The following is a 23643-nucleotide window of genomic DNA, read 5'->3' as shown; positions in this document are numbered from 1 at the left end:
AAGTTCCTGTTTCCAAATGTAAAATTTGGACATTCACTTTTGGACACTTACTTTTGATTTTCACTTAACTATTCTCAAAGTCCAATTACAATGCCTCTTTGCCTATTGCATATATCAACATATATTTTAAAACACAGCCTATTATTTAAATGTTTAAATTAAATCTACGTTAGGATATAATTTTATTATACTTATGTAAAAATAAAGAGGTGAATTTTAAATGAAATTAGAATTAACAATATTTGAATTAGGTCAAGTTTTAAAAAAATTAGAAAAAAACCATGAACTAGATTTACTAATAAAATCAACATTAAACGGTGGTTGGATGACATTAAGAGGAATGGCTAATATACAAAGAGTTCCAGGATTAACTTTAGGTTGTAGTAGCAAAGGAAATAATATTATAGATATAAGAATAAAAGATAATAACGGACAAGGAAGTACATTAAAGCTTACTGGAGCAAAAGAAAAAAAATTTAATGTAGAAATATCTTCAACTAGATATATGGAACTATCTAATAAAAATAAATTAAATTCAAATGAAATAAAAGTTAATCAAAATGAATGTAAATTAAGAATTGACGAAAATATGATATTTACTATAAAAGCTAGTGCAGATGAAGTGGTAAAACTTATAAAATAGAAATACATAGATATATTAATCTCAAATTGATTATAAAAAATGGATTTGAGATTTTTTTATTTAAAATTTTATATTTATATGATAGTGAAAAATATGTTTCAAAGTTATTGATTTATATATTAAAATATTAACTTAAAAGAGAATTTAATTATAACAATACATTCAAATAGAACTTAATTTTGATGAATTACTTTTAGTATAAAAAAAATATATAAACACAACATATTAATAAAGCGAGGTGAGATAAATGGATAATAATAAAAATAGGTTAAAAGATAGACCTAAATCAAATGCTAAACTTAGAAAAATAGATCCTAAAGAAAATTCAGACTTAGGTATTGTTAATGGGAAAAAGATAGGTGCGCCTTCACATAAAGAAAAAGATCATTTTTAATCAAAGTATAAAACAAGCTTAATTGGACATACTACTCTTGAGGTGATAGTTATGGATAACAGCATGAAGAAGAAACATACAAACAAACATAAAAGTTTAAAACATAATCCTCAAGCAGAAAGCATAAAAGCTGTATTTGGTGAACCAAAAGCGAAACCATATGATCCAACTGATTTTAAAATTTAATTAAGCTATTACAAAAAATGAGGTATTAGTAAATTTACTAATACCTCATTTTTTTAAAGAGTTAAAATATTTTTTATTTCACACCAAAATTAAGGGAATAAGTACTCTCTAATAATTTATCCAATCCTTCTTTAGTAAAAACATCTACTTTTACCAACTTTGAAGTGAGGAATTTTAGAATCAGGATTATTAACTATATAAATATTATACAATATATTACTGGAAAATTTTTGAGTTTAGGAGTAATATAATATAATTGCGTTAAACAACCATTTAAAAACTAGTAAATTATACTGTGAGGGAGAAGTATAGTTATTAGAGGAGAAAGAGGGCTATAGTATGTTTATAAGAAAAAATGTTTTGAAATTAGCTATACCAATAATAATAGAGCAAACATTTGTTATGCTTTTAGGTGTATGTAATACAATGATGGCAGGGCATATAGGGGAAGAAGCTGTTTCTGCAATTGGAATGGTAGATTCAATAAATAATATGTTTATATCTTTTTTTGCGGCCTTATCTGTTGGAGCTACTGTAGTTGTTGCACAACATATTGGAAAAGAAAATCATAAAAAAGCAAATGAAACAGCTAGACAAGCTTTGGTATCTGGATGCTGTTTAGCTGCTTTAATAAGTATTTTAATGTGGATTTTGCGTGTTCCAATGATTAACTCTTTGTATGGTACTGCGGAAGAGTTAGTAAAATCAAATGCAAAAATATATTTAGAACTTACACTTATTACGTATCCTTTTATTGCAGTGCAGCAAATTGCAAATGGAGTATTAAGAGGATGTGGAGATACAAAAACACCCATGTATATTACAATGTTTATGAATATTATTAATATAATTTTAGGATATATATTAATTTATGGAATAAAAGATGTTAAGTTATTAGGATATGTTTTAAATACAACATCATATGGAATAGATGGCGCTGCCATATCAATTGCAATTGCAAGATTGGTTGGAACAATTCTTATAGGAATTGTTTTAGTCAGAGGAAGCAGAGTTATAAGAATGAGAAAAATTTTCCCATTTAAATTTGATTTAGAAACACAAAAGAGTATATTTAATATAGGAATACCAGCAGGTGTTGAGCAAGTACTTTTTAATGCAGGAAAATTAATTGTTCAAATATTTATAGTAACTATGGGAACCGCATCAATAGCAGCAAATGCAATAGGTTCATCAATAGCAACTATTGTTGCAGTACCAGGAAATGCGCTATGTTTAGCCGCAACAACTTTAGTAGGTCAATATGTAGGAAGAGATGATACAAAAGGTGCCAAAAGCACACTTGTTTATTTAACTAAATTTGGAACAGTATGTTTAGTAGCAATAGGTTTAATATTTATTCCTATTTCAGAATGGGTATCTTCTTTTTATACAGATAATATAGAGGTAATAAAACTTTCATCTACATTAATTAAAAGTAATAGCGTGGCTTTAATGGTATGGCCTATTTCTTTTATATTATCATCAGGGTTAAAGGGAGCTGGAGATACAAGATATACTATGTTAACAGCTTTTGTGGGAATGTGGATTTTTAGAATATTTATAGGATACATTTTAGGAATAGTATTTGAACTTGGTGTTTTGGGAATTTGGATCGGAATGTATACAGATTGGTTGATTAGGGGAATAATGTATTGTTTTAGGCTTAAAGGTGAAAAATGGCTTAAACATAAAGTTGTATGAGAAATTTAAATAATAGTTTTAAAATTTAAATAAAGTATCAAATATAATAAAGAGATAATTTATATAAATAGTGTACATTGTTTTAAGTGAAATTTTTAAGTTTATTAGTAATATGATATGATTATATAAGTTCCAATAAAGTTTGTTCATTAATATAAATCTAAAAATATTTACAAATAACATGACTTACCAGTATAGTGAGGAACTTATATAGAAAATTTATGATATATATGCTTCTAACTAGATATTGTTTATTAAAGATATAATTGTCTATAAAAATTATATAAAAGATTATAAATGTATTAACTTACTTAGAACATATATATTGAATTAGATTTAAGTAAAACTAGTAGTAAATAATAATATGCAGAGGATGACGTAATATGGAAGAAAATATAATGTTAGAAGGATTAAGCACAAAAGAAATATGGGAAAAAATATATAATAAAGAATTGGATTGTAAGAAAAATGTATTAGATTATATAGAAAAAACGAGAATACTTAAAAAATCAAATGTTAATGAGGAGCAAATTCAAGATACTTATAATTTTATTTATGATAGCATAGATGCTATGGCTGATAAAATAAAACCAAACACTATTATGTATTTAAAAAATCAACTTAAAGCACAACTTGGAAAGTATGTTTCAATAAAAGATCCTAAAAAAGAAAATGGGTTTATAACATTTTTTAAAAAAGCTTATCCAGAAAAGAACAGAAGAAAAGATTTCACATGGGTATTAATGGACATAAATAAGATATCAGAAGAACAAATTTGGACTACATTAACTTATATTAATAGAGAATGTCTAAAAAATAATTGCAGATTAAATGCAGATGAAAAATCTGATATTATTAAAATTATAGAAAAATTAATTGCAAAGAACAATATAAAGTATATAAATCAAGTTAAAAGTTTAGAAAAACTTCTTAATGTTTTAAAGATTAAGGTTGTGCCTATAAAAGATAGGTATAGTATTAAATCTATAAATTAAATTTAGTACATAACTTAGAATAAAAATTTTAAGTTTATAATATTAATAAAAAGTAATTTTCATTAAAAGAATAAATATAATTAAAATAACACATCCTTATAAAATAAGAATAAATTTTATAAGGATGTGTTATTTATGCCTTGGTATATAATTTTAGTAATATTTATTATAGTATGCTTAATAGGAATATGGATAGCTAATTGGTACAAAAATAAAAGATAGGTAATTCTTTTGGTAATATAGGAGAATGTTGATGAAAGTAAGATTAGGATATGTTTCAATTGCAATGAATTTAGGAAAAAAAGTTACTAGTTCTAGTACAGTAACTTTTAAAAATTATAGCAAAATAACAGAACAAGAAAAGAAGAGTGAAAAATTAAAATCAGTTACGTTATCTAACTTAAATGACTTAATAAAAATACTTGGATATAATATAGAAAATAATATACATTTCTATAGAATAACATCAGCTTTGATTCCTCTAGTCACTCATCCAGAAGTGGGATATTGGGGACACCGGGAACTATTTAAAAAAGACTTTAAATATATAGGTGAGATTATAAAAGAATCTAATATGAGAGTAGACACTCATCCAGATGAATTTAACGTTATAAATAGTATAAATCCTCAAGTTGTTGAAAATACAAAATTAAATTTAATACGTCAAGCAGAATGGTTTGAAGATTTTGATTATAAAGAAGGAAAAATGGTAATACATCTTGGTGGAGCTACAGGTGGAAAAGAAGAAGGAATTAAAAGATTTATTACTAATTTTAAAAAATTCCCTATAGAAATAACTTCAAAATTAATTATAGAAAATGATGATAAGACTTATACTGCAAATGAAATTTTAAATGTATGTGAAGAATTAAGAGTACCTATGGTGTTAGATGCTCATCATCATAATTGTAATAATTCTGGAGAAAGAATAATGGAGTTAATTGAAGGTATTTTTAATACTTGGAATGAAGAATCATTACCACCCAAAATCCATTTTTCTAGCCCTAGGGAAAATGAAAAAGATAGAAAGCATTCAGATTTTATAAATTCAAGTGATTTTGTTGATTTCATCGAAAAAACGAAAGTAATAGATAGAGATTTTGATGTTATGCTTGAATGTAAACAGAAGGATCTAGCGCTATTTAAATTAGTAGAAGAAATAAAAGAAATTAAGCCTAATTATAAATGGATTGATAAAAGTACTTTTGAGGTTTAAGTAAAAAGCCTGAAATAATATCTTTCAGGCTAAAAATAGATGTGTTTATAATAGAATAATTACTCCTTTTCATTAGTTTAAAATTGTTTTATTTTTTATTACTATGAAAATTAAATAAGTTATGTGTTGTAAAATGACTAATGGATGAAATTTCATTAAATTTAAAATAAAATTTAAAATATTTAAAAATAAAACAAAAATTAATTGGAAAGTAGAGTTATTAATATAAAATATTGTATTAAAAAATAGTATTGTAGTATAATTATGTATATAACTATTGTAAAAAAAGGAGAAGAGATGAATATATTACTAAAAAAGATAGGGGCATTACTAGTAATAATATTAATATGCAATACTTTATTCACTAATTGCTATAATAATGTACAAGCATCTGTGGTTAATTTTAAAAGTATTACAATAGAAGATGGGTTACCTCAATCTTCTGTAGAGACAATTTTCCAAGATAGTAAGGGATACATATGGATAGGTACTCAAAATGGTTTGAGTAAATATAATGGTAAGAATTTTAAGACATATAGGTACAAAGATGATTCTATAGATAGTATAGCTAATAATGTGATATTAGCTATAAAAGAAGATACAAAAGAAAATTTATGGGTAGGAACATCTAATGGATTAAGCAAAATTAATTTAAATACTTATGAAATAAAAAATTACTATGAAGATAAGGAAAAAGGGAATTTATCAAATTACAATATTTGCGATATATTGATAACTAAAGATGGAAATGTACTAGTGGCTACCGCAGATGGACTAAATGTTTATGATGAACATGAAGATAAATTTGAAAGAATACTATATGATGATAATAAACAAATTCTTAGTAATCAAGTAATATATAGCTTAGATGAAGATGAAGAAGGGAATTTATGGATTGGAACTGAATGTGGATTAAATAAAATTGATATAAATAAAAAAGAAGTAATACAATTATATAATGAAGAGAATACAATAGAAAAGTCAATATACAAAGTATATGCGGATAATCATGGATATGTTTGGGTTGGGACTTTTGGTGCAGGATTACTAAAAGTATCAACAGAGACAAATAAAATAACAGAATATACAGTGGATGAATCAAAAACTAATGCTCTTCAAGGTGGATTTATAAAAGATATTTTAAGAGATAGCAATGGTGTAACTTGGATATGTACTGATGAGGGGTTAGCTAAATATGATGAAAAAAATAATGAGTTTATTACATATTTAAATAAAATATATGATAAATACAGTTTAACAGATAATAATACATTTTCAATAATAGAAGATAGAACAGGACTTATGTGGGTTGGAACGTATTCAGGAATTAGTACTTTTGATCCTAATAATAATATTCGTCATTATAAAAAAAATCCAAGTGAAAAAAATTCATTAAGTAGTAATTCTATTCAAGGTATTTATGAAGATGATGAGGAGTTACTTTGGATAGGAACAGATAAAGATGGAGTAAATATTTTAAATACTAAAATTAATTTTGTTAATCACTTAAATACTGATAATTCAAATTTAATTAGTGACAAAATAAATTTTATTACAGGTAGAGGAAATGATATATGGATAGCTACTGATAATGGATTAAGCAAATTTGATAAAAATACTAAAAAAATAAAATCATTCACAGTAAGTGATGGATTAAGTCATAATAAAATAGTGAGCTTACTTATAGACAATAAAGATTATTTATGGATAGGTACTGCTGATGGAATTAACGTTTTAAATACTAAAACTTATGAGATAACTAATTTAACAGATATTTTCAAAAAAAATGGTGTTATAGATACATATTTTTATTCAATATTTCAAGATTCAGCAGGGATGTGCTGGATAGGATCGTATATAGAAGGTGGATTAATAAAAATAAATCCTGAAAATAATTATATAAAAATATATAAAAAAGATGAAAATAATAAGAATACACTAAGTTCTAATTCTATAATATCCATAACAGAAGATAAAAATAATAATTTATGGGTAGGGACTAATTATGGAATAAATAAGTTTAATAAAAAATCTGAAAAATTTACACGATATACAGAAAAAAATGGATTGGCTAACAATACTATCTATGGAATTTTAATAGATAAAAACAATAATCCATGGGTAAGCACTAATTATGGCATTTCAAAACTTGATATAAATACTAATACTTTTTTTAATTTAAATACTTCAAATGGATTACAAAGCAATGAGTTTAATGGTAATAGCTATTTTAAAAATAATAAGGGCGAATTCATATTTGGTGGAATTAATGGAATAAATATATTTGATTCAAAAGAAATAAGTGAGAAAGCTTATTCAGAATATGCTATATTTGATGAATTTGAAGTAAAGGGGAAAGAGTATAATGATATAAATGATATGAAATTTGATTGGTATGAAAATATGATAAAGGCTAAAATATTCGTACCAGATTTTAGAAATACTAATAATACAAAATATTATTATAAATTATCAAGTGTAGATAGTGATTGGATAGTTAGCAATGAAAATGAATTTGTATATAATAATTTAAAACCAGGAAAACATATATTAAAAGTTAAAGTAATGAATGGATATGGAGATATAAGTAAAGAGAATCAAGTTAAATTTATTATAAAGCCACCTTTATGGAAAAGTTCAGAAGCTATATTTATGTATTTTTTTATGATTCTTTTGATAATATATTTAAGTATTACTAAACTGAAAAATTTAGATAGAATGGTTGAAAAAAGGACAAAACAATTAAAGGATGAAATGGAAAAAAACATAAAGTTATTTGATAAAGTAATAGACTTAGAAAGAAGGAAAAATAATTACTTTGTAAATTTATCACATGAACTTAGAACGCCGTTAAATGTTATTTCATCTACTGAACAACTAATTTCAGAATTAAATAAACAAGATGATGGAATAGATAAAGAGAAGTTAAGTTATTATATGAAGATAATAAAAAGAAATTCAAATAGATTATTAAAGTTAATAAATAACATAATAGATACAAATAAAATTGAAAGTGGAAGATATGAAATAAATTTAAAGGAAAATGATATAGTATACTTAGTTGAAGAAACTTCTTTAAGTTTAAAAGATTACATTGAAAATAAAGGAATACACTTAATTATAGATCCAGAAATGGAAGAAAAAATTATAATGTGTGATAGTTATGAGATTGAAAGATGTATAGTTAATTTAGTAAGTAATGCAGCTAAATTTACTCCAGAAGGAGGAGAAATAAAAGTAACATTAAAAGAATTAAATAATAAAGTTATAATTACAGTTAAAGATACTGGTATTGGAATAGATCCTAAATATCATAAAGCAGTATTTGATAGATTTAATCAAATTATAGATGCAAATTCTGAATCAAAAGGTGGAAGTGGATTAGGATTAACTATAACCAAACATATTATAGATCTACATAAGGGAAAAATATATGTTAATAGTGATATCGGAAAAGGCTGTGAATTTGTTATAATATTACCAACTAATATAATGTAAAATTTATATGTGTAATTAAGTTTTTAAGGTTGTGAGACAAAACATGAGAATAAATAAACTTTTTAGTAATTTAGGTATTTGTTCAAGGAAGTATACCAGTAAATTGATTGAAGAAAATAGAATAATAGTGAATGGACTTCCTTGCATACAAGGGCAGTGGGTTGAATTGGATGATGAAATTCTTCTTGATAATAAGCCTCTTCCAATAAAGGAAAAAATATATATAGCTTTAAATAAACCAGTAGGAGTAACTTGTACTGCAGCAGATGAAATTGAAAATAATATAATAAATTTTATGAATTATCATGAATATATATTTCCAGTTGGAAGATTAGATAAAGCATCTCAAGGATTAATTTTATTAACTAATGATGGAGATTTGGCTAATAAGATTTTAGAGTCTGAAAATCAACATGAAAAAGAATATATAGTTACTTTAGATAGATCATTTGATGATGAGTTTATATTAGGTATGGCAAATGGTGTTGAGATATGCAATGTGAAAACAAAACCATGTAAGATAAGGAGAATTTCAGAAGACACGTTTAATATTATTTTAACCCAAGGACTTAATAAGCAAATTAGAAGAATGAGCAAAACATTTGGTTATACTGTTCAAAAATTAAAAAGAATGCGAATTATGAATATTAAACTTGAAAATTTAGAATATGGTAAATGGCGTTATTTATCAGAAGAAGAAATAGAAAGGTTAAAAAATTCTAAGTAATAAAAATTTTTTATATGTATATACATATAAGGTTATATTACAATGCTACTTTACATATTGAATATATCAATATATATTAAAAACATAACCAAATATAAAATATATTGTAAGGAGAGAGTTTATATGGAAAAATTTAGTTACTCAATACCAACTGAAGTTTATTTTGGAAAGGGTCAAATAAAACACTTAGGAAATTCCATAAAAAAATATGGAAGTAAAGTTCTTGTTGTATATGGTGGGGGAAGCATTAAAAGAATAGGTTTATATGATGATATGATAAAAATATTAAAAGATAATAATATATCATATGTAGAACTTTCTAATATAGCTCCAAATCCTAGAATAGAGTCTGTTAGAGAAGGTATAAAGCTTTGTAGAAACAATAATGTAGAAGTTGTGTTAGCTGTTGGAGGAGGCAGTACAATAGATTGTGCTAAAGTTATTGCAGCAGGAGTAAATTATGATAAAGATCCATGGGATATTGTATTAGATTCAAGTAAAATAACAACAGTGTTACCTATAATAACTATCTTGACTTTATCAGCAACTGGCTCAGAAATGGACCAATTTGCAGTAATATCTGATATGAGTAAAAATGAAAAAATAGGTGTAGGCAATGATAAAATGAAACCTAAAGTTTCAATATTAGATCCAGAGTATACTTATTCTGTTCCTAAAAATCAAACAGCAGCAGGAACAGCAGATATCATGAGCCATATATTTGAAAATTATTTCAATAACACTAAAGGTGCATTTATTCAAGCTAGAACTGCAGAGGGACTACTTAAGGCATGCATGAAATATGGAAAAATAGTAATAGAAGAACCTAATAATTATGAAGCAAGAGCAAATTTAATGTGGGCTTCTAGTTTAGCTATTAATGGGTTAATATCATATGGAACAGCTGGAGCGTGGTCAGTGCATCCAATGGAACATGAATTAAGTGCATTCTATGATATAACACATGGAGTTGGTCTAGCAATTTTAACACCTCATTGGATGAGATATGTTTTAAATGACGAAACTTTATATAAATTTGTTGAATATGGAGTTAATGTATGGAATATAGATGAAAATTTAGATGATTATACTATAGCTAATACTGCAATAGATAAAACAGCAAAATTCTTTAAAGAGTTAGGAATTCCATCAACATTAAAAGAAATTGGAATTGGAGAAGAAAACTTTGAAATTATGGCACAAAAAGCAGTAAAATCAGGTTTAGAATATGGTTTTAAACCACTTACGCCAGAAGATGTAGTAAAAATATATAAAGCTGCATTATAAATGTATGTTTCATAAAAATGTTTATATATGCATAAGCAAAGTGGACTTAGTAATTGAACTTAGGAATACTAAAATAAGTATAGTCCCATTTTAGCTTGCTCCCAATATAAAATTGTAACAAGCAGTAAATATGACAATACTTATTAAGAATTCTCAAAGTCCAATTACGATGCCACTTTACCTATTGCATATATAAATATATATAATTAATATAAAAATAAAAGTTACTACATGTAAAGTATATTTATCATGTAGTAACTTTTTTATTTATATCATTGTTCTTTATGTTTAAATGCAAAGAATTTCATTAATACAAATGTTATAGGAACACCAATTATAGCTGCTAAAACATAAGCTATAAGCTTGTGTAAGCCCATAATATTAAACACTATAAGGACAACTATATTTTGTATAATAAAATTTGGTATATATGAAATCGCAAATTTTATAAATTTCTTAAGATCTAATTCTTCTTTAAATGTAAAGAAACTGTTTAATAAATAAGATACAAATAATCCACAAATATAACCTACTATAAAAGCTACATTTTCATTTAAAAAGTTTGAAAATATATAGGAAAAAATAACACCAATAAATGTGTTTATAATCCCTATTGTTACAAAAATGAAAAATTGTTTTGAAAAAAAAGTGTCTTTAAATTTTAATATAAGTTTATCCAATATAGTCACCTACATATCAGTTTTATCTTCATCAGTTTTTATTAATTTATCAGCAATAATGAAACGAGGTCTTTGTTTTGTTTCATTATATATTTTACCTATATATTCACCAATTACTCCTAAAGATAAAAGTTGTATTCCACCAAGCATCCAAATAGATAAAGTTAATGAAGTCCAACCAGTAACTGTTTTGCCTAAGAATTTAACTATAAGTGAATATATTAAAGCTATAAAACTAACAAAAAATATGAAAAATCCTAATCCAGTAATTATTCTTATTGGTTTTATACTAAAAGATGTAATTCCATCTAATGCAAAAGCAACCATTTTCTTTAATGGATATTTTGATTCACCAGCAAATCTTTCATGACGTTCATATTCTACAACAGAATATTTATAACCAATTAAGGGAACAATACCTCTCAAGAATAAATTAACTTCTTTAAATTGACTTAATCCTTCTAAAGCTCTATTACTCATAAGTCTATAGTCAGCATGATTGTACATAACATCTACACCAAGAGCATTCATAAATTTATAAAATCCTAAAGCAGTTGTTCTTTTAAAAAATGTATCTGTTTTTCTAGATGATCTAACACCATAAACAACATCACTGCCTGAATAATATTCTTCAACAAATTTATCAATTACTTCAATATCATCTTGGAGATCAGCATCTAGTGATATTGTTATATCAGCATAATCTTTAGCAGTCATTAATCCAGCTAATAAAGCATTTTGATGTCCTTTATTTCTAGATAAATTCACTCCACTGAAGATTGGATTTTGAGCGTGAAGCTCTTCTATTATATCCCATGTTTTATCTTTTGAACCATCATTAACAAATAAAATTTTACTATCATATGTTATAAAATTTTTATCTATCATAGAATTCATTTTTACTAATAATCTTTTTGCTGTTTCATGTAATACAGCTTCTTCATTATAACAAGGAATTACCAAGTATAGGCAACCTTTCATATTATACTACCTCCAAATTGTTAACATATATATTAAAAACATATGCACAAATATTTCACAACGTCTAAAAATACAAAAATCATTATAATCCATAATATTCAAATTGTAAACAAAACTCTGAGCTAAAGCAAGTGTATATAGGAAATAAACTTAAATAATTACGATTTTAAATAAAAACTTATCATTGACCATTAATAAATGAAAAAATATAATTACTTTAGATAAAGTCTGTAACTTAGCAGAATTATTATATATACATAAGCAAAGCTGTAATTATAATTGAAGTTAGAAATACTAAAATGAGTATAGTCCAATTACAATTTAACTTTATCTACTATATATATTAACAACACATTAAAATAAAGGTTAAGTAAGAGACATAATTAAAAAAATAGCAAAAGGAGAATTTTATGAAATTATTAAATTTTGGTGATAAAGTTGGAATTATAGCATGTTCTAATGGGCTTGATAAAAGCATGGAATTAAAGATAGACAAATTAGAAAAAATTTTAATGGATATAGGTTTAAATGTTGTTTTTTCTAATACAATATTTAAAAAGTATTCTGTATTTAATGGAAGTGGAAAAGAAAGAGCTATCGAACTAATGAAATTTTTTGAAGATAGCAGTATAAAAGCTATATTTGATGTTTCAGGTGGAGACTTAGCTAATGAAATCTTAGAATATTTACATTTTGATATTATAAAAGAAAACCCTAAATTGTTTTTTGGATATAGTGATTTATCTGTGGTTATAAATGCATTATATGTTAAAAGTAATATTAAAACGTATCTTTATCAAATAAGAAATTTGATTGGAGATGATTCTGAAATTCAAATTAAAAATTTTACAGAAACATTTATGGAAGACAAAAAGAGCCTTTTTGATTTTGAATATAAGTGGATACAAGGAAAATCTATGGAAGGAATAGTAGTGGGGGGAAATATACGTTGTTTTTTAAAACTTGCTGGAACAGAATATATGCCTAAGTTTAAAGATAAAATTCTATTATTAGAGAGCTTGAGTGGTGATGTAGCAAAGATGACTACATATTTAACTCATTACAAACATTTAGGAGCATTTAAAGAAATAAAAGGGATAATATTAGGTGAGTTTAGAGAGATGGAGAATAAGAAGTATAATCCTAGTATAATTGAATTAGTAAAAGCAATAGTAAGTGATAAAAATATGACCATAATAAAAACAAATGAAATTGGTCATGGTTCAGATTCAAAATGTATTATTATAGGTGAAAATATAAAATTGAAATAAGTGTTTGACAATTAAAAATTAAATGAATAGAGTAATGATAAGTAATTTAAATGAATATGAAAGTTACACGTCAAACTTTAAGTATGGAATGATGCCCCATGGAGGACTCGCAATAGGACTTGAAAGAATAACTTGCAGAATATTAGGAATTGAAAATGTGAGAGAAGGTAGCTTAAGATCTAGAGATAGAACAAGACTATTACCTTAATTATGTAATTACTAGATTAATGAGCTTAGCTGCTTTATAATGGAAAATATAAACAGCTAAGTTCGTTTAGAGTAAATATTATAGAAGGTGAAATAATGAAATGCAAAGTAAAGTATTTAATTTACTAGTAAGTGAATGACTAAATAAAGTGTAAGAATAATTATATATGAATTTTGGATAAGATAGAAAGTAATAAAGAGGAAAGTGTACTTATTTATATAGGGATAAAGTTATAAGCAATACTTAAAGATTTAGTTAACATAGGAGGTTGGTAAATAAATTTTCATTGAACTACGATTATTGACAAAACATGACCATTAATATATTATAAAATAAAGAAAATGCAAATTAATAATAAAAGCAATGAAAAAGAGGAGTAAAAACTTAGAAGCATTATAAGAAACTCATTAAAATGCTATGAGGAGCACAGTTCTTTTAGGATAAATTATATATTTAGAAAGAACTAGTAAGAGAGAGGGAGTAGCTGAAAACCCTTATGTGAAAAGTTTTGAAGGTAGCTTTTGAGCTTCTTTGGTGAAATAATAGTAGCTAAAGACGGTTTTTCTAAATCGTTAACTAATTAAGAGTCCATTAAAGCATTATATTGTGCTTATGTGGAAATAAAGGTGGTACCGCGAGTCTTCGTCCTTTTATGGATTGAAGGCTTTTTTTATTCTTTAGAAAATTATATTACTAAAGAATCTGTAGATAATTTCTGGAATATCTTGTTTTAGAGATATGATAAGTACCTCTAAAGAATAAAAAAGAATCATATGCCGCACCATTATTCCTGCACTACGTTTGGAAAGGGTGCATGGCTAAAAAAATCGACAGCTCTAAAGTCGCCTTGGCGATTTTGTTCTTGCCAAAAACAAGTTTAGAAAAATGATAATTAATTAGCTTTAAATAATGGCTCTGTTTTAAATATGTATATATCAACACGCTACTAAAACATAGCCTAAATAACAAGAGCTAATTTAAATAATAGGGAGGAAAAAAATGTCAGAAACAAAAAATATTGCAACAACTTATGATCCAAAAGAATTTGAAGACAGAATTTATAAGACATGGGAGGAAAAAGGTTATTTTACTCCTGTAGTAGATAAAAAGAAGAAGCCATTTACAATAATAATGCCACCACCAAACATAACTGGTGAATTACACTTAGGTCACGCATTTGATGACACTCTTCAAGATATGCTTATAAGATTTAAAAGAATGCAAGGTTATGCAGCACTATGGTTACCAGGTGAAGACCATGCATCTATAGCAACAGAAGTTAAAGTTGCAAATGAACTTGCTAAGCAAGGTTACAACAAAAAAGAAATGGGCAGAGAAGCATTCCTTGAAAAAGTTTGGGAATGGAGTAACGATTATAGAGCAAGAATAAGAAATCAAGTTAAAAAACTTGGAGTTTCTGCTGACTTTACAAGAGAAGCATTTACAATGGATGAAAATTTAAGTGCAGCTGTAAAGCATGTATTTGTTAAGCTTTATAATGAAGGTTTAATATATCAAGGAAATAGAATAACTAATTGGTGCACTCATTGTCAAACAGCACTTTCTGATGCTGAAATTGAATATGAAGAACAAGCAGGTCACTTCTGGCATATAAACTATCCATTAGCTGATGGAAGTGGAGTTTTAGAAATTGCAACAACAAGACCTGAAACATTACTTGGAGATAGTGGTGTAGCTGTTAACCCTAACGATGAAAGATACAAACATCTTATTGGTAAAACTGTAATATTACCACTTGTAAATAGAGAAATTCCTATAGTTGGAGATGACTATGTTGATTTAGAATTTGGTACTGGTGCAGTTAAGATGACTCCAGCGCATGACCCTAATGACTTTGAAGTAGGCATGCGACACAACCTTGAAATCATAAGAGTTATGGATGATAAGGGTATTATCAATGAAAAAGGTGGAAAATATAAAGGTTTAGACAGATATGAAGCTAGAAAAGCTATAGTTAAGGATTTAGAGGATTTAGGACTTCTAGTTAAAGTTAAAGATCACTCTCATAATGTTGGTACACACGATAGATGTGGAACTACAGTAGAACCAATAATATCTAAGCAATGGTATGTTAAGATGGAAGACTTAGCAAAACCTGCTATAGAAGTAGTTAAGACTGGAAAAACTAAATTTGTTCCAGAGAGATTTGATAAGACATACTTCAACTGGATGGAAAACATTCAAGATTGGTGTATTTCAAGACAATTATGGTGGGGACATAGAATACCAGTTTACTACTGTAAAGACTGTGGTGAAATGATGGTACTTGAAGAAGCACCAACTAAATGCTGTAAATGTGGATCTAGTAATATAGAACAAGATAATGACGTACTTGATACATGGTTCTCTTCAGCATTGTGGCCTTTCTCAACATTAGGTTGGCCAAATAAAACAGAAGACTTAGAATATTTCTATCCAAACAATGTGTTAGTTACTGGACATGATATAATCTTCTTCTGGGTTGCTAGAATGATCTTCTCAGGACTTCATTGTATGGGAGAGACTCCATTTAATACTGTATTAATTCATGGACTTATAAGAGATTCTCAAGGCAGAAAGATGAGTAAATCTTTAGGTAATGGTGTTAATCCATTAGATGTAATAAGTGAATATGGTGCTGATGCATTAAGATTTATGATTGCAACTGGTAATGCTCCAGGAAATGATATGAGATATTATCCAGAAAGAGTTGAAGCTTCAAGAAACTTTGCTAATAAGATTTGGAATGCTTCAAGATTTGTTATGATGAACCTTGATAAAGAAATCATGAACAAATATAAAGATTGCAAAGAATATTCATTAGCTGATAAATGGATATTATCAAAAATGAATACATTAGTTAAAGAAGTTACAGAAAACATGGATAAATATGAACTTGGAATTGCAATGCAAAAAGTTTATGATTTCATGTGGACTGAATTCTGCGATTGGTATATTGAACTTGTTAAGCCAGTATTCTATGGTGAAGATGAAAAAGCTAAGGGAGTAGCATACAATGTTTTAAATACTGTATTAGTTACAGGATTAAAATTACTACATCCAGCTATGCCATTTATAACAGAAGAAATATTCACTCACTTAACAGATGAAGAAACAATTACAACTTCTGCTTGGCCTATATTTGATGAAGCATTAGTAAATGCAGAATCTGAAAATGATATGGCATATATTATTGAAGCTATTAAGGGATTAAGAAACGTAAGAGCTGAAATGAATGTACCACCATCAAGAAAAGCTAAAGTTATATGTTATATTGCAGAGGATGCAAAACAAGCATTTACAGCGGGTAAAGCATACATGGAAAAATTAGCATCAGCTTCAGAAGTTGAATTTATAGCTGATAAATCAATTGTTCCAGAAAATGCAGTATCATTAGTAGTTAAGGGTGGAGAATTATTTATGCCATTACTTGACCTAGTAGATAAAGATAAAGAGCTTGAAAGATTAAATAAAGAACTTAAGAAATTAGAAGGCGAAATCGAAAGAATAGATAAAAAATTAGGAAATGCAGGATTCGTTGCTAAAGCTCCAGCTGCTGTTGTAGATGGAGAAAAAGCAAAGAGAGAAAAGTATGTTGAAATGCTTGATGCTGTCAAAGTAAGAATTGAATCTTTAAATTAATCATATAATTAAGATGTGATTTTAATGAGAATTGTACACATATTTGAATGTGCGTGCAATTCTTTTCTTATATACAAGAAATTATAGAATTTTTGATGTATAAAATTAGACTTCAGCAAATATTAGTTGATAATTGAGAGTTGAAAATGGAGAGTAAAGGAATAAATTCCTTAGTGGAATTTTAAAATATCTATTTTTGGAAAGTCTATAGGACTTTTAATCAAAACTTTCAATTCTCAACTTTCCACTCTCAACTAAAAAAGCATGGCATAGCCACTTTGTTATTTTAATCTTAAGATAATCTTAAAGGATGGTCTAATATTGAAGAATATATTATAATCATGTTAATAATAAATATAAATGGAATAATTAATAAATGAGATAATATAAATATAGCCATTAATATAAAGGAGAATTTGTATATGATTATTACAACAACACCATCTATAGAAGGTAAAAATATTTTAGAATATAAAGGAGTAGTATTTGGGGAAGTAATCTCAGGTGTCAATTTTATAAAAGACTTTGCAGCTGGATTATCTAATTTCTTTGGGGGACGCTCTAATACTTATGAAGATGAATTAATTGGGGCAAGAGAAAATGCTATGAAAGAAATGGAAAATAGAGCTATACAAATGGGAGCTAATGCAGTAGTGGGAGTAGATATTGATTATGAAGTATTAGGAGCAGATAATGGGATGCTAATGGTAACAGTATCAAGAACTGCTGTTTATTGTGAATAAGATTAGAAATTTTTTTTAGCAGTGCTGATATATGCATAAGTAAAGGAGGATTAAGCAATTAAACTTAAGAACACTAAAATGAGTATTAATGTATTTAATTATATAAGTTAAATAAGCAAATTTATATAGATAATTAAAGGGGAAGCAAATGAAAATGAATTATGAAGAAGCAATGAATTATATAAGTAGTGTTGGAAGATTTGGATCTAATTATGGTCTTAAAAGAACTTATAGATTATTAGAGTTACTAGGAGAACCTCAAAAAAAATTAAAATTAGTGCATATAGCTGGAACTAATGGTAAGGGTTCTACAACTTCAATAATAACAGCTATTTTAACTGGAATGGGTTATAAGGTTGGTATGTATACTTCACCGTACTTAGAGGAATTTGAAGAAAGAATACAAATTAATGGTGAAAATATTCCTAAAGATAAATTAACAGAATTAATTAATATAGTAAAAAAAGCAGTAGATAAGGTTATTGAAGAAGGATATGATCATCCAACAGAATTTGAGATTTTAACATCACTTATGTATTTATATTATTATAATGAAAAAGTTGATTATGCCATAATTGAGGTTGGACTTGGTGGAGAATTAGACTCAACAAATGTAATAACTCCAATTGTTAGTGTTATTACATCAATTAGTTTTGATCATATGAATATTTTGGGAAATTCTTTATATGAAATTGCTATGCAAAAAGCAGGAATAATAAAAGAAGAAATTCCAGTAGTAGTCTATCCTCAAACTAATGAAGCAATGAGAGCAATAGTGGAAAAAGCTAAAATGGCAAAGAGTACAGTATACGAAATAGACAGTAATAGTGGAACATTTATAGAAGTAAAGTACGATGATAAATTTTATCAAAAAGTTAAAATTAATACTGGCAAGGAATTATATAATGTTAACTTACCATTAATGGGAGAACATCAAATTTTAAATTTAAGTGTAGCTTTAACTACAATAGAGGTATTATGTGAAAGAGAGGGATTAATACTTAATAAAGAGTTAATTGGAAATTCAATTGAATCTGTAAAGTGGAAAGGCAGATTGGAAGTATTAAATAAAAATCCTTTAATTGTAATCGATGGAGCACACAATATAGAAGGAATAAAGATGTTGAGAAATAATGTGGAGAAATATTTTAAGTACAATAATGTTTTTTTATTGTTAGGAATTTTAGCAGATAAGCAAGTAGAGGAAATGATTAAAGAAATAACACCAATGGCATATAAGGTTTATGCATTAACGCCTCATAGTGATAGAGCTGAATTAAATACAGAGCTGAAGAATCATATATTAAAGTATAATAAAAATACCATAGCTTTAGACAGCTATGAAGAGGCAATTAAAATAGTGTTATCTGAAGCAACTTCAGAAGATTTGATATTGATTAGTGGGTCATTATATATGATAGGGGATATGAGAAAAATAATAACGCAAAAAATAATGATATAGCATTAGCATATTTGTTTTTTGTATTTGAAGGGAATGAGAATGTAGATGTTTGATTCTAATGATATATGTGCATATGAAAGAAAATCCATATATGAAGAATTAAAGGAGTTTTATAGTAAAAAACCAGGTTGTCCTTATAGTTATCAAGATTTTGAAATTGGTGGAGTTAGGGAATTTAAGGTTATTTATAATAAGATAAATCCGTTAAAAATAAATCAAAAAGCAAAACTCGCTAATGAGCTTATTAATTTGATTTTAGATTATATAAAAGAAGAAAAAAAAGAAATCTTTGAAAATATTAAAGGTTATATGGTGCTAAATCCTATAAGTGATTATTATGAGGAGTTTATTAAAAATTTTAGAGCTTTTGTAGAAACATTTAAAGAATACAAGGAAGGCTTAACCAATTTTCTAAAAGAATTAATTTTTAATGGAAGAACTCATGATGAGATAAAGCTAGCACTTATGATGTTATGTGTTATAAAACTTGATAAAATAGAAGAATTGTTAAAAGTTTTATCTATAGATAATGAATATATTTTTTACGTTATAAAAGTTTATGAAACTATGGAGGATTCTAATAATAGAACTTTCAATTTAGCTATGAATTCTATTGGATATGGAAAAGCAATATGTATACATGAATTACAGCCCGTAAGCGATAAAATAACTGAGTGGTTAATATTAGATGGATTAGAACAAAATTTTGGCTATTTGGAGTCATTAGAGTATACAATGTTGTCGGTAAATCTTCTTAAGTTTTTAAAATCAGGGAGAATAAATAAAGATAATATTAAACGATTATCTAAGTCATTTAGTGAACTGTTTTCAGAGTATACAATTAATAACATAGATAATGGTTTTAATGTATGTTTTGAATATTTTAAATTAGTTGATAAGTATGGAGATGATATATATAGTTTATATGGAGTTATAAGTGGAATATATTCTATAGATACTTTTATATTCGAAGAATATGGTGATGATGGAGTCGATAGGATAGCATCTTTAATACCACAGTATGAGAAGCTTTCTAATTCTGCTGATGAAATATATAAAAAAGATATTTGGAAAGATGTTATTTTTAAAGAGTTAAGCAATATAGACTTAGAAATTGAAATTTTGATAGATGCAATGGAAAAAATTGAGTTTAAGATTTCTAATGAAGAATTTATAGGACTTATAGAAAGAGATTATGCGAATCCAGCATTATATAGATATGGACTTGAAAAAGGAAATAAAAAATTAAAGGAAAGTATATATAATATAGCATATGATAAACTTCCAATTATAAAAATTTTAAATAGAGATAAAGAAATTATAGATTTAGATGACCTTATAATTAAGCCAATGTACCATCTATGTTTCTATTTTTTAGTTAAGGGAATTAAATATGATGAATTCCCTAAAGAATATAAGAAAATAAATTTTGATGCTTTAAATGCTAGTTTAGTAGAAACTCGTAATAAAGCTATTAATAATCTTATGTTAATTAAAAATGAATTTTCTGATGAGGATAAAAAAATAATAGAGCAGCAATTAACAGAAGAAACTTTAAAAAAATCATTAACATCTTTAGTAGACAATTTGCCTAATAAAAAGAAAGAATATTTAGAATTAAGTAAAGAGGAAATAATACCTCATGTTAAGGACATATATGTTATGTCAACACATATTGCAGATACTAAATATAGGGATTTAAGTGTTATAGATAATAATTGCATAGAAGATGAAATACTATATTTAATTAGAGAGAAAGATAGTAATTATGATGAAAATGCTATAAATATAGTTACAGAGCAGGGGTATGTATTAGGATATGTACCTAAAGCGGATAGTTCAATATTAAGAAATATGATTGATAATGGTAAATATTTTTATGGAGTAATTAAAAAGATAAGTGGAAATCTTGATAGAATTGATGTGATGATTTATATGAGCTATAAAGATGTTATAGATGAAATAACTAATACAATATCGTTATTATACAATAAAGACGGAAAGTACTTGCAATAGGAAAAAGTGGTGTATCGAATTTTTTACGATACACCATTTTTCTGTTAACAACTAACTTTCCATTCTATTAAAGCCTTAGCTAATTGATCAGGACAAGAAGTCTCTTTAATTCCACACTTAATTCCTCTTAATTTTTCAATTGCCATATCAACATCCATATTTTTAACTAATGTACTAATTCCTAAAAGATTTCCTGCACAACCACCAATGAAATTTACAGATTGTATTTTATTGTCTTCAATTTCAATATTTATAGTACTTGAACACACACCTTGAGTTTTATATGAAAACATATTAACTTTCACTCCCCTTATTATTAATAAAAATAAACTAATATTTTTATTATAGTATTATTTTGTCAAGAAATAAAGATATTAGAGAAAAATAGTAGTACCATTAATATCTTTTGAGAATATATTATAAATACAAGATGATTATCCAAGGGGGGAAAGAGATGAAAAAATCAATTATTATATGTAATACAGGGTCAAGTACATTAAGTAAAATTGATGTTGAAAATTTAGGCGTTGAAACTTTAAATTTATCTCTAGAAGAGAAAGAGATAGGACCTCATGGATTGTCATTATACGATCAAAAAATTTTAGTAGCAAATAATTATAGTAATACTATATCATTAATAGATACAGATAAATTTAAAGAAGAAAAAAATATATATATAGGAGCACATCCTAATGATTTAACAGCATACAATAATAAGCTATATGTATTATGTGGTGAAGCAAATTCTCTTATAATATATGATTTATTTAAAAGAGAGATTAATTTAGAGTTGCCAATGGGAATATTTCCCCATAGCATAGTAATTTTTCATGAAAAAAATAGAGCATTTATAAGTAACATGGGTGATGACACCATATCAATAATTGATTGTATTGAAAATAAAGAGATAAAAAGAATGAAATGTAACAAATATCCAACTAAAATAGCTATATCTAATAATAGAAAGTATTTATATATATGTGAAAGCTATATAGGTTATGCAACAAGAGGAAGCATATCTATAATATCATTAGAAGATTTATCTTTAAAAGCAAGTATAAAAGTAGGGAATGGTCCAGTGGATTTTTGGGAAGAAGAGGGATATATTTATGTTTCTAACTTTGTAGAAGGATCAATTAGTGTTGTTAATATAAATAAATTAAAAGAAGAAAGTAAAATATTTATTTCAGGGATGCCAAGAGGAGTTATTAAGGTTGACGAAAAAATTTTTGTTGGAGACTATTTAAATGGAAAATTGAAGGTTATTGATTTAAAAGGCAGGATAATAAAAAACATAGCAATAGGAAAAGAACCTAATGCTATGCTTTTAATTAAGAATCTTCACTAAATAACATATTTATTATATTATTATAAATATTTGATGGATTATCTTTCCATTTATTGCAAAGGATAATAGCTTGTTTTTTCGTTGGAACTGTTAATTTTAGTTCCATAAGCACACCATCATTTTCGATAGCTTTTAGATGCACTAAAAAATTATCATTATTATCAAGTGTATAATCACTATGTATAGTAAGCTCTTTTTTTATAAGTTCTAATTTTTCTGTTATATATTGTTGTACAATTGAAATCTTTGAAGGGGATATTCTATCTTTAAATAAAGTTAGAACAGTATCTCCTTTTTTTGTTAAGCATAATAATTTCTTATCATTATTTTCTTTGTAAACAACAAAATCAGCACTTTCTAATTCAGATAAATATTGTTGAAGAGTGAAGTAATTAATAAAATTATTTTGAAGTACTATTTCTGTTAACTGAGTATTAGATATTGGGTCTTTTATTGCTTTTAATACATAGAGTAATAATAATTTATTCTCCGCTAATTCTGCTGAACTTTCGTACATAAACTAAACCCCCATGATCGTTTAAATAATATATATATTATATCATAAAATATGATTTATTGAATATAGTTAATATTAATAATAATTAAGTAGAATGAAAAATTATAAAATATAAGGAGCGTTTAGGG

General features: G+C 26.2%; 19 protein-coding genes, 1 pseudogene and 1 other annotated feature. Of the genes and pseudogenes, 16 read left to right on the top strand and 4 right to left on the bottom strand.

Annotation, left to right across the window (positions count from 1 at the left end; translation table 11 throughout):
• Nucleotides 1-220: 220 nt before the first annotated feature.
• The 9 genes from RYM86_RS12760 (at nucleotide 221) to RYM86_RS12720 (ending at nucleotide 10647) form a co-directional block, all read left to right on the top strand.
• Entirely contained in the window at nucleotides 221-643 is a 423-nt protein-coding gene (locus RYM86_RS12760; protein WP_315080921.1) for a UDP-N-acetylglucosamine pyrophosphorylase, read from the top strand.
• A 247-nt stretch (nucleotides 644-890) separates the two neighbouring features.
• The gene (locus RYM86_RS12755) at nucleotides 891-1037 is read left to right on the top strand and encodes a hypothetical protein (protein WP_315080920.1); all 147 of its coding nucleotides are present in this window, start codon (nucleotides 891-893) and stop codon (nucleotides 1035-1037) included.
• 51 nt (nucleotides 1038-1088) lie between these two features.
• On the top strand, nucleotides 1089-1223 hold the full coding sequence (locus RYM86_RS12750; RefSeq protein WP_315080919.1) for a CPC_1213 family protein: 135 nt from the start codon (nucleotides 1089-1091) through the stop codon (nucleotides 1221-1223).
• A gap of 339 nt (nucleotides 1224-1562) precedes the next feature.
• On the top strand, nucleotides 1563-2924 hold the full coding sequence (locus tag RYM86_RS12745) for an MATE family efflux transporter (protein WP_315080917.1): 1362 nt from the start codon (nucleotides 1563-1565) through the stop codon (nucleotides 2922-2924).
• Nucleotides 2925-3307: 383 nt separating this feature from the next.
• Nucleotides 3308-3919: a hypothetical protein gene (locus tag RYM86_RS12740; RefSeq protein WP_315080915.1), complete on the top strand. Its 612-nt coding sequence runs from the start codon at nucleotides 3308-3310 to the stop codon at nucleotides 3917-3919.
• A 253-nt stretch (nucleotides 3920-4172) separates the two neighbouring features.
• Nucleotides 4173-5135: a UV DNA damage repair endonuclease UvsE gene (gene uvsE / locus RYM86_RS12735; RefSeq protein ID WP_315080914.1), complete on the top strand. Its 963-nt coding sequence runs from the start codon at nucleotides 4173-4175 to the stop codon at nucleotides 5133-5135.
• Nucleotides 5136-5432: 297 nt separating this feature from the next.
• Complete coding sequence (locus RYM86_RS12730) at nucleotides 5433-8633, top strand: two-component regulator propeller domain-containing protein (RefSeq protein WP_315080912.1); 3201 nt, start codon at nucleotides 5433-5435, stop codon at nucleotides 8631-8633.
• Nucleotides 8634-8676: 43 nt separating this feature from the next.
• Nucleotides 8677-9360, top strand: a complete 684-nt coding sequence (locus tag RYM86_RS12725) for an RNA pseudouridine synthase (protein WP_315080910.1) — start codon at nucleotides 8677-8679, stop codon at nucleotides 9358-9360.
• A gap of 123 nt (nucleotides 9361-9483) precedes the next feature.
• The gene (locus tag RYM86_RS12720; RefSeq protein WP_315080908.1) at nucleotides 9484-10647 is read left to right on the top strand and encodes an iron-containing alcohol dehydrogenase; all 1164 of its coding nucleotides are present in this window, start codon (nucleotides 9484-9486) and stop codon (nucleotides 10645-10647) included.
• Nucleotides 10648-10919: 272 nt separating this feature from the next.
• Here RYM86_RS12720 and RYM86_RS12715 read toward each other — a convergent pair whose 3' ends face one another.
• Entirely contained in the window at nucleotides 10920-11327 is a 408-nt protein-coding gene (locus tag RYM86_RS12715; RefSeq protein ID WP_315080907.1) for a GtrA family protein, read from the bottom strand.
• A 9-nt stretch (nucleotides 11328-11336) separates the two neighbouring features.
• Nucleotides 11337-12308, bottom strand: coding sequence for a glycosyltransferase (locus RYM86_RS12710; protein WP_315080905.1), 972 nt, complete (start codon nucleotides 12306-12308; stop codon nucleotides 11337-11339).
• Nucleotides 12309-12718: 410 nt separating this feature from the next.
• On the opposite strand from RYM86_RS12710, the gene RYM86_RS12705 reads away from it, so the two are divergent.
• The 6 genes and pseudogenes from RYM86_RS12705 to RYM86_RS12680 all read left to right on the top strand — a co-directional run bounded on the left by RYM86_RS12705 (nucleotide 12719) and on the right by RYM86_RS12680 (nucleotide 21650).
• Nucleotides 12719-13579 carry an LD-carboxypeptidase gene (locus tag RYM86_RS12705; RefSeq protein ID WP_315080904.1) on the top strand — a complete coding sequence of 287 codons (861 nt, stop codon included), beginning with the start codon at nucleotides 12719-12721 and terminating at the stop codon, nucleotides 13577-13579.
• Between the two features lie 43 nt (nucleotides 13580-13622).
• Nucleotides 13623-13787, top strand: a pseudogene (locus RYM86_RS12700) (amino acid--tRNA ligase-related protein); the annotation flags it as partial.
• A gap of 354 nt (nucleotides 13788-14141) precedes the next feature.
• Nucleotides 14142-14440 (top strand) — a binding site (T-box leader).
• Between the two features lie 346 nt (nucleotides 14441-14786).
• Nucleotides 14787-17429, top strand: a complete 2643-nt coding sequence (locus RYM86_RS12695) for a valine--tRNA ligase (protein ID WP_315080903.1) — start codon at nucleotides 14787-14789, stop codon at nucleotides 17427-17429.
• Nucleotides 17430-17851: 422 nt separating this feature from the next.
• Entirely contained in the window at nucleotides 17852-18172 is a 321-nt protein-coding gene (locus tag RYM86_RS12690) for a putative heavy metal-binding protein (RefSeq protein ID WP_315080902.1), read from the top strand.
• Between the two features lie 148 nt (nucleotides 18173-18320).
• Nucleotides 18321-19634: a folylpolyglutamate synthase/dihydrofolate synthase family protein gene (locus tag RYM86_RS12685; protein WP_315080901.1), complete on the top strand. Its 1314-nt coding sequence runs from the start codon at nucleotides 18321-18323 to the stop codon at nucleotides 19632-19634.
• A gap of 45 nt (nucleotides 19635-19679) precedes the next feature.
• Nucleotides 19680-21650 (top strand): HIRAN domain-containing protein, encoded by a 1971-nt coding sequence (locus RYM86_RS12680; RefSeq protein WP_315080900.1) that lies wholly within the window; start codon nucleotides 19680-19682, stop codon nucleotides 21648-21650.
• Nucleotides 21651-21694: 44 nt separating this feature from the next.
• On the opposite strand, the gene RYM86_RS12675 is transcribed toward RYM86_RS12680, so the two are convergent.
• Nucleotides 21695-21943, bottom strand: coding sequence for a TIGR03905 family TSCPD domain-containing protein (locus tag RYM86_RS12675; protein WP_315080898.1), 249 nt, complete (start codon nucleotides 21941-21943; stop codon nucleotides 21695-21697).
• A gap of 161 nt (nucleotides 21944-22104) precedes the next feature.
• Between RYM86_RS12675 and RYM86_RS12670 the strand changes: the two genes are divergently transcribed.
• A complete protein-coding gene (locus RYM86_RS12670) occupies nucleotides 22105-22998 on the top strand; it encodes a YncE family protein (RefSeq protein ID WP_315080897.1) in 894 nt (297 codons plus the stop codon).
• Here RYM86_RS12670 and RYM86_RS12665 read toward each other — a convergent pair.
• Nucleotides 22982-23515 carry a DUF4364 family protein gene (locus tag RYM86_RS12665; protein WP_315080895.1) on the bottom strand — a complete coding sequence of 178 codons (534 nt, stop codon included), beginning with the start codon at nucleotides 23513-23515 and terminating at the stop codon, nucleotides 22982-22984. The genes RYM86_RS12670 and RYM86_RS12665 overlap by 17 nt on opposite strands.
• Nucleotides 23516-23643 lie beyond the last annotated feature (128 nt).

The sequence above is a fragment of the uncultured Clostridium sp. genome (assembly GCF_963527835.1).
Lineage (GTDB): Bacteria > Bacillota > Clostridia > Clostridiales > Clostridiaceae > Clostridium.
Note: the sequence above shows the minus strand (reverse complement) of the source record. Positions and strands in the feature narration are given on the sequence as shown.